The organism is Ensifer adhaerens (genome assembly GCF_013283195.1).
Taxonomy (GTDB): domain Bacteria; phylum Pseudomonadota; class Alphaproteobacteria; order Rhizobiales; family Rhizobiaceae; genus Ensifer; species Ensifer adhaerens_G.
On the sequence record NZ_JABEKT010000002.1, the window covers coordinates 381,353 to 393,533 of the forward strand.

Here is a 12,181-nt window from a genome sequence, read left to right on the forward strand (position 1 = left end):
AAGCGGGCAACAGGCGGCAAAGCGGGATTTGTTTGCGCTTCGACAAAATGTCGCGTTGCCGGTGGCACTAGGCTTTGCAAATCCGGGCCGTTTGCGTCGGCGTTTCCCGGAAACCGAGGCAACAACGGCGCCCTGAACGGACTGAAATGACCACTGCAGAAACAGAAACCAAGCCCTTCATCGACGTGCGTACCATTCCGCCCGTCGAGCGCCATCCGAAGATCTTCGGCATGCTCAATGCGCTGGCCGAAGGCGGCTCCTTCATCATCGTCAACGACCATGATCCCCGCCCGCTGCACTACCAGCTGGAAAGCCGTTATCCCGGTGAATTCACCTGGGAATACCTTGAAAACGGACCCGACGTCTGGCGGGTGGAGATCGGCCGGCAACAGGCTTCCGGCTGCGATTGCTGCTGCGGCAGCAGCAGCGGCCACTGAGAGGGCGCCCACAGCCAAAGCGTTTGCGGTTTGGGCGGGGCCGCAGACGCGCAATTCCCTTGTGTTTACGCATTTCCCGGCGGAAGACCGTTCCTCACTTTTCCTGGAAATGCTCATCGTTCAGGATGAACCGCTATGTTCGGAGCCACGCTATCTCGCTGGACGATGTCCTATTTCGCGGCGGCGCTGATTTTTCTCGCCATCGGCGAGATGATGATGGTTCTCGGCTTCGGATATCCGGTTTCTTCCATCGAAGCCCCTGAAACCCTGGCACTCGTTCATACCATTGCGCTTGGCTGGCTCAGCCTGCTGATGGCGGGAGCCCTGTTGCAATTCGTGCCTGTTCTCGTTGGTCGGCCGCTTTCGTTTCCGCACCTGGCTTTTCCAGCTTTGGTGCTGCTGGTTGTCGGTATAACCAGCCTGGTCCTAGGATTTGCCAGCCTCGCGGGTACCGACGGCCTTTCGCCGCTCCTGCTCCCGGTGGGGGCGACTGTGACGATTGCCGGTTTCGGCCTGCTCGTCAGCGTCTTTGCAACGACACTATGGCAGGCGCGTCCGCTGCCGCTGCCTGCGCGTTTCGTCGCTGCCGGCCTCGGGTCGCTCGTCATCGCTTGTTTGCTTGGTGGCACCTACGCATTCGTCCTTTCCGGACTTGCCGATGCGCCGGGCGCGATCGATCTGACGCTCGAAGGTGTTTCGCTTCACGCGGCACTGGGGCTGGGTGGTTGGTTGAGCTTTACGACCATGGGGGTCAGCTACCGGCTCCTGACCATGTTCATGCTGTCGCCCGACCGGGAACGACGCAGCAGCAGGACCGTCTGGATACTGGGCGCTGCGGCCCTCGGCATGATCGTCTGCATCGTGCCGATGATCCTTGTCGGCTTTGCCGGCCGGACAACAGTGCTTGTCGTTGCCGCGCTTGCCAGCGTGATCGCCATCGGAATTTACATGGCCGACATCGTCAGGATCTACCGCGGGCGAAAGCGCAAGCTGATCGAGCTAAACAGCCGCGCCGGCATCGGCGCGTTCGCCGCACTGATTGTCGCGACCGTCATCTTCGTGGCTTTGCTCATCAGCGGCCAGATCCCGGAAGGCGTGGGGCCGCTCGTCTATCTCGTCACCTTCGGCTGGTTGACCGGCATGGGGTTGGCGCAGCTCTACAAGATCGTGCCTTTCATCACCTGGCTCGAATGCTACGGCCCTCTGCTCGGACGCATGCCGACGCCGCGGGTTCAGGATCTGGTCGTCGAGACGCGAGCAGCGTTCTGGTTCCGGCTCTTCTATCTCACCGTGGCCGTTGCCTCGGTCGCGCTTTATCTCGACAGCACATGGCTGTTTCGAGCCGGCAGCCTTGGCCAGTTGATTGCGGTCAATGCGCTGGTCTTCGAGTTCGTGGCAACACGACGGCTCAGCAACGTGCCGAGCAATCTTCGACTTCCCGGCGGGTTCACCGGTCCGCATCTTTTCTTCCCATCGTTTCAGTCACGGAGACAACCATGACCAAAGACCCCTATGAGCTCGACGTCAGGCCGCTTCTGAAGAGCGGCAGCGATCCGTTCCAGGCCATCATGAGCGCCGTCGACGGTCTCGCACCCGGCCAGCCGCTGAAATTGATCGCCACGTTCCGGCCGGTGCCGCTCTTCAGCGTCATGGCCGGCCGTGGTTTTGCATATCAGGATCAACCTCTCGGCAACGGCGATTGGGAAGTCCTGTTCACACCGGAGGAACAGGTGGACGAGATCAGGGTTTCGGCCGGCGATACGGATCTCGATACCTGGCCGGACCCAGCACGCCAGCTCGACCTGACGGATCTGGATCCGCCCGAGCCCATGGTTCGCATCCTCGCCGTCGTGGAAAAGATGCTGGCCGGCGAGGTGCTTTTCGCACTGCTGGCGCGCGAACCGCTGTTTCTCTACCCGGAGCTTGCCAAGCGCGGGCACAAATGGGCCGGCAACTTTGATGCGACCGGAGAAACCTATCGCATCCTGATCCGCGTCGGCGGACGCAAGGGGCACGAAAATGCAGCCGGCTGAAAGCGAAGAACTGGTCGACAGAATCCGCGACACGCTGCGCACGATCGTCGATCCGGAGATGGGGTCTAATATCGTCGATCTCGGTCTGATCTATGATATCGCCGTCCAGGAAGGCGGCCTTGTCCGGGTGACGATGACGACGACGATAAAGGGTTGCCCGGCGACTGCCTTTCTCAAGGAGGCGGTGCAGAACTGCGTCTGGTATGTGCCGGGCGTCGAGTATGCCGAAGTGCGGCTCACCTATGAGCCGCCATGGACCCCTGAAATGATGCACTAGGCAGCTGCCGGTCGACAGCCGTGAATGCCTGATGAAGGTTGCCGTGTCTGCGGCAACCTTTTTTGCTTGTGGGATGTGACTTTCAGGGCGTGTTATGCGGCGCCTCTGGGTGCGCGCCTGGCGCGAACCAGCATAGGACCGTATTCGATGCAGAACAACCCAAAGGCCATGATCCAGAGAGCACCCGAAAGGGCGAGCAGGTGATGGTAGTGAGTTGGCAGGATTTCGGCGAAGGGTCGTGCCAAAGCCGCACCGATGATCGCGATGTAAGAGGCGCAGCTTAGGTTCGAGGCAGCCAGCGGCCGTCCGGTGTGTCCGCGGCTTGCGCGCGTCATGACGGCCAGCATCATCGAGGCCATGACACCGACGGTCATCACATGCATGACCGGGTACCCGTCGAGCGCGCCGACCGCGCCGGCAGAGACGGCGGCAAAGCCGAGGGGCACGAAGGCATAGGCGGCATGCAAGACGAACACGATCTTGTCCGGCCACGTCGTCCACCCGCGCCAGCGGATAAGCCGGGCCGCCTGCATCAACGAGGCGGTGGCTGCGACGGCGGCGGTGACGATGTGCTGGGGCGAGAAGGTCCAGCAGGCTAAAGCCGCGACACCGACGAGGATGCTCGCAGTGTCGAAGCGGTTGTAGGGAACCGGAAAGTCTGTCCGGCCGAACTTGTTCAGCCAGTTGCGGGTGAAGCTCGGCAGAATTCTGCCGCCGACGATCATGATCAGCATGACATAGGCGCCGATCGCCAGCCGTGCTGCTGCATCGACGTCGAGTTGACGGATGACGGAGATGTGGAACCACGCGTTGGCAGTCGAGAGAAGAACCAATCCGCCGACGACCTTCAGATCCTTCCACTTCCGACCGACGATGATTTCCCGCGCGCAGATCGCGAGCAATGCCGGCATGAACAGCGCTTCGATGATGGCCGCCGGCGTCACTCCGATGACATCCGTTATGAGCAGCGCCAGCCTTCCGGCAAGCCACAGACCGAACAGGTAGGCGAGCGGCCACCCGGAAACGGGCAATCGGCCGGTCCAGTTCGGAACCGCGGTCAGAAGGAAGCCGGCGAGAACGGCGGACGAGAAGCCGAACAGCATCTCGTGCGCGTGCCAATGGGCAGGCCCGTAGGCCCCGGCAAAGTCGGTGCCCGTGGTCAGGGCGGCGATCCATGCGGCCATGGCGAAGATCGCCCAAAGACTGGCGCCGAGAAAGAATGGCCTGAAGCCATAGGAAAAGAGAACGGGACCAGTGGTGGCGATCCCGCGCGGGATTCCTCCGCTGGGCCTTGGTTTGCTGAGGAGACTAATCATTGTTCGATCCTGTTCTTTCACCGAGCGGACGGGTGGATGGGATCGATGTATCCGGGGCTTGCCGAGGTCTCTTTGCGAAAACGCAATTATAGAGCCCGGCCAATTCATTCCCGCGCGAAGATTTGCAGAAAAACGTCGCCTTCCTCGGCCGATTTGTTCCATGACAAAGACGCCGTTCGCTCCCGGTTCTACTTGAGACATGACTGCTGGAAAACAGGTGGTCAAAACCTGAGGCGAGCCCGCCAGGGACGGCAGAGGCCGCCGTAACACGTTGAATATAGGCACGATTTTCGGACGACTATTCCGGTCGCGCGGTCGTGCCAAAGGAGAGCAATGATGACAGAACAGCTGCAGATGACTCGCCGCACGATCCTGGCCGGCGCCGCCTTCGCTGGCGCGCTGACGCCGATCCTGACGGCGACCTCGACCCAGGCCGCAACGGCCGCCGCTCCCGCGGCTACGGGCGCGGCACCGGTCGACATTGCGACACTGGAGCGGGTCAAGGTCGACCTGGTCGCGCCGCCCTTCGTTCACGCTCACGATCAGGTCGCCAAGACCGGCCCGCGCGTGGTCGAATTCACCATGACCATCGAAGAAAAGAAGCTGGTGATCGACGGCGACGGCACCGAAGTGCACGCCATGACCTTCAACGGCTCGGTTCCCGGCCCGCTGATGGTGGTCCATGAGAACGACTATGTCGAACTCAGGCTGATCAACCCCGCGACCAACACGCTGCTGCACAATATCGACTTTCACGCGGCAACGGGTGCGCTCGGCGGCGGCGGCCTGACGCAGGTCAATCCCGGCGAGGAGACGACCCTGCGCTTCAAGGCGACCAAGCAAGGCGTCTTCGTCTATCATTGCGCGCCGGAAGGCATGGTGCCCTGGCACGTTACCTCGGGCATGAACGGCGCCATCATGGTGCTGCCGCGCGACGGGCTGAAGGACGAGAAGGGACAGCCGCTGACCTATGACAAGGTCTATTATGTGGGCGAGCAGGACTTTTACATTCCGCGCGACGAGGCCGGCAACTACAAGAAATACGAAACGCCCGGCGAAGCCTATGAAGATACCGTCAAGGCCATGCGCACGCTGACGCCGACCCACGTCGTCTTCAACGGCGCGGTCGGAGCACTCACCGGCGAGAAGGCGCTGACGGCAGCCGTGGGCGAGCATGTGCTCGTCATCCACTCGCAGGCCAACCGCGATACGCGGCCGCACCTGATCGGCGGACACGGCGACTATGTCTGGGCAACCGGCAAGTTCCGCAACCCGCCGGAGCTCGACCAGGAAACCTGGTTCATTCCGGGCGGCACTGCCGGCGCGGCCTTCTACACATTCCGCCAGCCGGGCATCTATGCCTACGTCAACCACAACCTGATCGAGGCTTTCGAGCTGGGCGCGGCGGGACACTTCAAGGTCACCGGCGAGTGGAATGACGATCTGATGACCTCGGTCGTCAAGCCGGCGTCGATGTAACCCCGGCCGGCCAATTGGCTGCGCTGTCCGAGGGGGACTTCAGACAGCGCGAGCCAGCGACAAGACATGCGCCGGGTTCATCGGCGCATGCCAACAGAAGGGGAAGGTCATGCGCGATAGACGTCACAAGAATGCGGTCTCGGTGTTTTCCGTTGCCGTTCCCGCCTTGCTGCTGGTTGCCATCGGCGGGGTGCTTTCGGCCAAGGTCGGGCTGCTGGATGATCTCGACACATCGGTCGATACCCGCGTCGAAGCGCCGGTGACGGTGACGATTGAACCGCGCAGCATGGAGTATCGGGCCGAGGGCCACTTCATCAAGAATGGCTTTGCCGTCGATGCGCCGCTTGTCGATGCGACATTGGCAAAACCGTTCAGGATCATGAAGTACCAGGTCAGTCGCACTGACTATCAACGCTGCGTCGAAGACGGCGCCTGCGAAAAGGGCGAGCCGGCGGCAAGCCTTGGCAATGATACGCCGATGACCGGTGTCAACTACACGGACGCCAGCAACTATGCCGCCTGGCTGACCGAAAAGACCGGCCAGGTCTGGCGGCTGCCGACCGATCGGCAATGGGCATTTGCCGCCGGCAAGAAGTTTCCCGACGATGCGCTCGGCATCGATGGCAGCAAGGACAATCCGGCGCTCCGGTGGCTTGCGGACTACGAGCGCGAGTCGACCCGGCAGAAGTCGAAGAACCCGATGCCGCAACCGTCGGGCACGTTCGGCGAGAACGAATTCGGCGTCGCCGATCTCGATGGCAACGTGTGGGAGTGGACGCAAACCTGCCACCGTCGCGTGACGGTCGGCGAGGACGGCGAGGTGCTGAAGGAGGCACCGGCCTGCGGCATCTACGTCGTCGACGGCAAGCACCGCGCATCGATGAGCTTCTTCATTCGCGATCCGAAGAGCGGCGGGTGTGCCGTCGGCGTGCCGCCGGACAATCTCGGCTTCCGCCTGGTTCGCGATGATCGTTGGTATGCGAACATGCTGTACGCCTTCGAGCGCCGTTTCCCCGGTGCGGTGTAACAGCGCAGGCGTACATTGTCGGCCCTGCAAGGCGATGAGTGGACGCTGGCTGCTTTTTCGGTTCGGTCGCACGTGATATAGCAGCCCGCATCGCCGATCTGCAGGAGACAGGAAACGACGTGGCTGCACTGGACCGAACACTCGTCAAATCCCTCCCGCTGTTTCAAAAGATGAGCGACCAGGAGCTGGACAGGCTTCTTGCGCATGCGACGGTGCGGCGCGTTCCTCAGAATGAAGCGGTCTTCGAGCAGGGGGCTGCGGCAGACTCGTTTTACCTGCTGCTGCACGGGCGTCTCAAGGTCACGCAGGTCACCCGTGATGGCCAACAGATCATCGTGCGTGTCGTCAATCCGGGCGATCTGTTCGGCTTTGCCCGCGCGCTGCAGCGCAGCGACTATCCGGGCACGGCGATGACGGCGACGGAAAGCCTGGTTCTTGCCTGGCCGACCGAGCTCTGGAACGTGTTCGTCGAGAGCAATCCGCATCTGGCCATCAATGCGATGCACACGATCGGCCAGCGGCTCGACGAGGCCCATACCCGCATTCGCGAGATGTCGACGGAGGAAGTCGAGCGCCGCGTCGCGCACGCGGTCCTGCGGCTCGCCGAACAGGCGGGCAAACGCGAAGAGCTCGGCGTGCGCATCGATTTCCCGATCTCCCGCCAGGATATCGCGGAAATGACCGGCACGACCCTTCATACGGTCTCGCGCATTCTCAGCGCCTGGGAGGGACGGGGACTGGTTCAGGGCGGGCGGCAGAAGCTGCTGCTCTGTGATTTGCCAGGCCTTCGGCGTCTGGCCGAACAGGTCGAGAAGAACTAGGCTTACCGCTTCCGTAATCGGGCCGCTTCGCTCGTGAGACCGTTCGCCTTGCATGCGGCGCGGGCAGGTTTTTGCGCGGCCGGCGATGTGGCCTCGATGCGACCGTCGTTTGGCGTGGAATTCCCGTGAACCGGTTGACGCCAACGTGGTGAGCAATTGGCCTAAAAAATAGGCGGAAACAAATTTGTCAAGAAAATAGGCAAATATGTTGCGCAAATTGCTGCGCTGCATCATGATTGTGCCATGACAAACCGCGACCTCACCATTCTCGTCATCGACGAGAACGCCATCCGTGCCTCGATCATCGAGGAAGGATTGCACGAGGCGGGTCATCGTAAGGTCACCGTCATTCATGAGGTGCAGGGCGTCGCGCGCATCATCGACAGCCTCAGGCCCGATGTCATCGTCATCGATATCGAAAACCCCAATCGCGACATGATGGAGCATCTCTTCCAGTTGACGCGCACGGTCGGGCGGCCGATCGCGATGTTCGTCGATCGCTCCGACACGGCCTCGATCGAGGCGGCGGTGGAGGCGGGCGTATCGGCCTATATCGTCGACGGACTGAAGAAGGAACGCGTCAAACCGATCCTCGACATGGCGGTCAGCCGCTTCAATGCCTTCAGCCGGCTGCAGAGGGAGTTGGCCGATGCCCGATCGGCGCTTGAGGAGCGCAAGGTCGTCGAGCGCGCCAAGGGTATCCTGATGAAGATCCGCGGTTTGTCGGAGGAAGAAGCCTTTGCCCTGCTGCGCCAGACGGCGATGAACGAAAAGAAGAAGATGTCGGAAATCGCGCAAAGCGTGGTGACGGCTGCCGGCCTGTTGATGTGATGGCAAAGACGTGCTGCGCATCGGCTTGCTGCAAGGAGTGAGTGGAGTGAACGTCATGGCCAATTTCGGCGATCTCGGCAGCGGCCAGACCCCGACGGGTCGCGGTTTGTCGGCCCCGCAAAAGCTGCGTGGCGAGGGTGCCCGCACGCTGCGTGCCGGTTTCATCCCGCTTGTCGACGCATCTGTGCTGATCGCCGCGCGCGAATTCGGTTTCGCCCGCAGGGAAGGCCTGACGCTCGACCTGGTCAAGGACGTGTCCTGGGCCAATGTTCGCGATCGGCTGGCTTTTCGCCAGTTCGATATTGCCCACATGCTTTCGCCGATGCCGGTCGCGGCCATGCTCGGTCTCGGCTCCAACCCGTCGCCGGCGATCGCGCCCTTTTCGCTTGGGCGCGGGGGCAACGCCATCACGCTGTCCAACCGGCTCTATGCCAGGATGGTCGAGGAGGGTGGGCTTGGGGGAGCCGGAGACGCGCTTGCCAATGCCCGGGCGCTTGCCGCCGTGCTTGCGCGCATGACCTCACTGGGCGAAGCGCCGCCGACCCTGGGTGTCACCTATCCTTTTTCCTCGCACAATTACGAATTCCGCTACTGGCTGGCTGCCGGCGGCATCGATCCGGATCGTGACGTCAAGCTCGTGGTCGTGCCGCCGCCGATGACCTCCGACGCGCTCGCCGCTGGCGCGATCGATGGTTTCTGTGTCGGTGCGCCCTGGAACATGGTCGCGTCCGAGCGCGGCGTCGGCCGGATTGTTGCCGCCAAGCAGGATATCTGGCCGTCGGCGCCGGAAAAGGTCATCGGCATGCGCCCTGAATGGGCCGAGGCCAATCCGGAGACCGTTTCGCGATTGATCGTGGCGCTGGATGCCGCCGCGCAGTGGTGTGACGATCCGCAAAATCGCGATAGCCTGTCCGGTGTGCTGGCCGACCAGCACTATGTCGGCGCCCCGGTAGAAATCATCCGCCGCGTGCTTTCCGGCGAGTTCACCATCGACTCGGAAGGGCAGCGCCGGGTCATCGATGACTATTTCGTCTTCCATCGCGGCTTCGCCAATTATCCCCGCTCCAGCCATGCGCTGTGGATCTACAGCCAGATGGCGCGTTGGGGGCAGGCGAGCATCAGCGCGGAAGGGTTGACGGCGGCGGCGTCTGCATACCGCCCGGATCTCTATCGCCTCGCTCTCGGGAAGGACGCCGTACCGGCGGGGCCCGACATCGGGATTGAGGGCGCATCTGCCGACGATCGTTTCATGGACGGACATGTATTCGACCCGGCCGCCATCGAGGCCTATGTCGAGGCGTTCCCGGTCCGGACCAGAGGCAGTGCGGCGCCGTTTGACGCCGACAACTGACGCTGTCCGGCGCTGCTTGTTTGGGCAGAGTCGCCAGACCCGTTGTGTGCGGCGCACAATAATTCAGCAGAGTCTAAAGCAGCTATTTTGTTGTTCATTTGTGTCGATCGAGTTTTTCTCCTTTTATATCAATACTCTAGGCTGTGGCCATTCGAACTGGCACGGCCTTTGCATTTTAGAAATCGCTTCGGTCAACGGCGATTGAGGCGAGTTCAAACGCCAGATCGCGTTTGCCAGAGACACTGACGTCGCAAGGTTTTTGTTTCCCGAGGATTCCTCCTGATCCCGGACGCAATCTCCAAGCGGCGTTTTTTTATGTCCGGCTTTGCCCGGCAGCAGCAGAGGAACCTGCGCATGACCAAGTTTTTGACCGGCGGACTGACCCGTCGCAGCCTGCTGAAGACCACGGCGACGGCCGCCCTATTCGGTGCCGTCAAGACGGCCTTCCCGACCGGCGCCTTTGCACAATCGGCCGGTCCCGAGACCACCAAGGCCGTTCTCGGCTTCATTGCTCTGACAGACTCCGCGCCGTTGATCATCGCCAAGGAGAAAGGCTTCTTCGACAAATACGGTATGACCGAAGTCGACGTCGTCAAGCAGGCGTCCTGGGGCACGACGCGTGACAACCTGGTGCTCGGTTCGGCCGGTGCCGGCATCGACGGCGCCCATATCCTGACGCCGATGCCCTATCTCATTTCGACCGGCAAGGTGACGCAGAACAACCAGCCGCTGCCGATGGCGATCCTCGCTCGCCTCAACCTCGATGCGCAGGCGATCTCTGTCGGTGGCGCCTATGCCGATCTCAAGGTCGGTCTGGACGCGTCTGCCCTGAAGGAGACCTTTGCCAGGAAGAAGGCGGAAGGCGCTGCGGCCAAGGTGGCGATGACCTTCCCGGGCGGCACCCATGATCTGTGGCTGCGCTACTGGCTTGCTGCCGGCGGCATCGATCCGGACACGGACGTCGAAACCATCGTTGTCCCGCCGCCGCAGATGGTCGCCAACATGAAGGTCGGCACCATGGACTGTTTCTGCGTCGGCGAGCCGTGGAACGAGCAGCTCGTCAACCAGAAGATCGGCTACACAGCCGTCAACACCGCCGAGATCTGGAACGAGCATCCGGAAAAATCCTTCGCCATGCGCGCCGACTGGGTGGAGAAGAACCCGCGCGCCGCCAAGGCGCTCACCATGGCGATCCAGGAAGCGGCGCAATGGTGCGACGACATGGCCAACAAGGAAGAACTGGCGAAGATCGTCGGCAAGCGCAGCTGGTTCAACGTTCCTCCGAAGGACATCGTCGATCGGCTGAAGGGCGAATACGACTACGGCAACGGCAAGGTCGTCGAGGCCAGCCCGCATCTCATGAAATTCTGGCGAGACCACGCCTCCTATCCCTACCAGAGCCACGATGCATGGTTCCTGACCGAGAACATCCGCTGGGGCAAGTTCGCGCCCGATACCGATATCAAGGCGCTGGTTGCCAAGGTCAATCGCGAGGACATCTGGCGTGAGGCGGCCAAGGATCTCGGCGTTGCCGATATCCCGTCCTCGACATCGCGCGGCATCGAAAAATTCTTCGACGGCAAGGTTTTCGATCCCGCGGACCCGCAGGCCTATCTCAAGAGCCTTTCGATCTCGCGCGTCGCCTGAACCATCGCGGTGCTGGCGGGCGTCGCTCGCCGGCATCCGGTTTCGAATTCCAAGGAGAACGGTATGTCCGTCACCAACCTCAAACTCAAGGACCAGCCGGCGTCGCGGCCTGCGGCCCCCGTGATTGCCTTTACCCGCTCGGTGAAGCAGGCAGGCAGCCGTCCGCTGCTGGCGCGGCTCGCCGCCGGGGCCGCAAACGTCGCGCCGCTCATCGTCACGCTTTCGCTGATCCTCATCGCCTGGCAGATCATCTGTTCGGCGCCCGATTCCAGCCTGCCGTCTCCGACACGGGTGCTTGAGGAAAGCTGGGAGCTGATCGCCCATCCCTTCTATGTCGGCCAGGGCGTCGACCAGGGCCTGTTCTGGCACATTGCGGCGAGCCTGCAGCGGGTGGCCATCGGCTATGCGCTCGCTGCAGTCGTCGGCATCGCGCTCGGTGCACTGGTCGGCCAGAGCCAGCTGGCCATGCGTGGCCTCGATCCGATCTTCCAGGTGCTGCGCACGGTACCGCCGCTTGCCTGGCTGCCTTTGTCGCTGGCCGCCTTCCAGGACGGTACCCCGTCGGCGATCTTCGTGATCTTCATCACGGCGATCTGGCCGATCATCATCAACACCGCCGTTGGCATCCGCAACATTCCGCAGGACTACCAGAACGTCGCCAAGGTGCTGCGGCTCAATGCCTTCGAATATTTCGGCAAGATCATGCTGCCGGCGGCAGCCCCCTACATCTTCACCGGTCTTCGCATCGGCATCGGCCTGTCGTGGCTCGCCATCGTCGCCGCCGAAATGCTGATCGGTGGCGTCGGCATAGGCTTCTTCATCTGGGATGCGTGGAACTCGTCGCTGATCAGCGACATCATCGTTGCGCTGATCTACGTCGGGATCGTCGGCTTCTTCCTCGATCGTCTCATCGCCCTCGTCGGCCGCGTCGTCACCCGCGGCACTGCCACCGCGTGAGAAAG

At 62.2% G+C, this 12,181-nt stretch carries 12 protein-coding genes; 11 read left to right on the forward strand and 1 reads right to left on the reverse strand.

Features of this window, described 5'->3' with window-relative positions:
* Positions 1-146 precede the first annotated feature (146 nt).
* From LPJGGPFB_RS18330 to LPJGGPFB_RS18345, 4 genes are all read left to right on the forward strand, one after another.
* Complete coding sequence (locus LPJGGPFB_RS18330; RefSeq protein ID WP_173421381.1) at positions 147-437, forward strand: DUF2249 domain-containing protein; 291 nt, start codon at positions 147-149, stop codon at positions 435-437.
* A 135-nt stretch (positions 438-572) separates the two neighbouring features.
* Entirely contained in the window at positions 573-1,937 is a 1,365-nt protein-coding gene (locus LPJGGPFB_RS18335) for a hypothetical protein (protein ID WP_173421382.1), read from the forward strand.
* Positions 1,934-2,470 (forward strand): DUF2249 domain-containing protein, encoded by a 537-nt coding sequence (locus LPJGGPFB_RS18340; RefSeq protein WP_173421383.1) that lies wholly within the window; start codon positions 1,934-1,936, stop codon positions 2,468-2,470. Before LPJGGPFB_RS18335 ends, LPJGGPFB_RS18340 begins: the two co-directional genes overlap by 4 nt.
* Positions 2,457-2,747 (forward strand): metal-sulfur cluster assembly factor, encoded by a 291-nt coding sequence (locus LPJGGPFB_RS18345; RefSeq protein ID WP_173421384.1) that lies wholly within the window; start codon positions 2,457-2,459, stop codon positions 2,745-2,747. The genes LPJGGPFB_RS18340 and LPJGGPFB_RS18345 overlap by 14 nt, the downstream gene beginning before the upstream one ends.
* A gap of 92 nt (positions 2,748-2,839) precedes the next feature.
* Here LPJGGPFB_RS18345 and LPJGGPFB_RS18350 read toward each other — a convergent pair whose 3' ends face one another.
* On the reverse strand, positions 2,840-4,063 hold the full coding sequence (locus tag LPJGGPFB_RS18350; protein WP_173421385.1) for an NnrS family protein: 1,224 nt from the start codon (positions 4,061-4,063) through the stop codon (positions 2,840-2,842).
* A 336-nt stretch (positions 4,064-4,399) separates the two neighbouring features.
* Here LPJGGPFB_RS18350 and nirK point away from each other — a divergent pair, with 336 nt between their 5' ends.
* The 7 genes from nirK to ntrB all read left to right on the forward strand — a co-directional run bounded on the left by nirK (position 4,400) and on the right by ntrB (position 12,176).
* Positions 4,400-5,542, forward strand: a complete 1,143-nt coding sequence (gene nirK / locus LPJGGPFB_RS18355) for a copper-containing nitrite reductase (RefSeq protein ID WP_173421386.1) — start codon at positions 4,400-4,402, stop codon at positions 5,540-5,542.
* Positions 5,543-5,651: 109 nt separating this feature from the next.
* A complete protein-coding gene (locus tag LPJGGPFB_RS18360) occupies positions 5,652-6,569 on the forward strand; it encodes an SUMF1/EgtB/PvdO family nonheme iron enzyme (RefSeq protein WP_173421387.1) in 918 nt (305 codons plus the stop codon).
* A gap of 119 nt (positions 6,570-6,688) precedes the next feature.
* Positions 6,689-7,390: a Crp/Fnr family transcriptional regulator gene (locus LPJGGPFB_RS18365; protein ID WP_327795819.1), complete on the forward strand. Its 702-nt coding sequence runs from the start codon at positions 6,689-6,691 to the stop codon at positions 7,388-7,390.
* Between the two features lie 243 nt (positions 7,391-7,633).
* The gene (locus LPJGGPFB_RS18370; RefSeq protein WP_053248712.1) at positions 7,634-8,221 is read left to right on the forward strand and encodes an ANTAR domain-containing response regulator; all 588 of its coding nucleotides are present in this window, start codon (positions 7,634-7,636) and stop codon (positions 8,219-8,221) included.
* 55 nt (positions 8,222-8,276) lie between these two features.
* Positions 8,277-9,572: a CmpA/NrtA family ABC transporter substrate-binding protein gene (locus LPJGGPFB_RS18375; RefSeq protein WP_173421388.1), complete on the forward strand. Its 1,296-nt coding sequence runs from the start codon at positions 8,277-8,279 to the stop codon at positions 9,570-9,572.
* A gap of 354 nt (positions 9,573-9,926) precedes the next feature.
* Positions 9,927-11,219 carry a CmpA/NrtA family ABC transporter substrate-binding protein gene (locus LPJGGPFB_RS18380; RefSeq protein ID WP_173421389.1) on the forward strand — a complete coding sequence of 431 codons (1,293 nt, stop codon included), beginning with the start codon at positions 9,927-9,929 and terminating at the stop codon, positions 11,217-11,219.
* Between the two features lie 63 nt (positions 11,220-11,282).
* A complete protein-coding gene (gene ntrB, locus LPJGGPFB_RS18385) occupies positions 11,283-12,176 on the forward strand; it encodes a nitrate ABC transporter permease (RefSeq protein ID WP_173421390.1) in 894 nt (297 codons plus the stop codon).
* Positions 12,177-12,181: the final 5 nt, after the last annotated feature.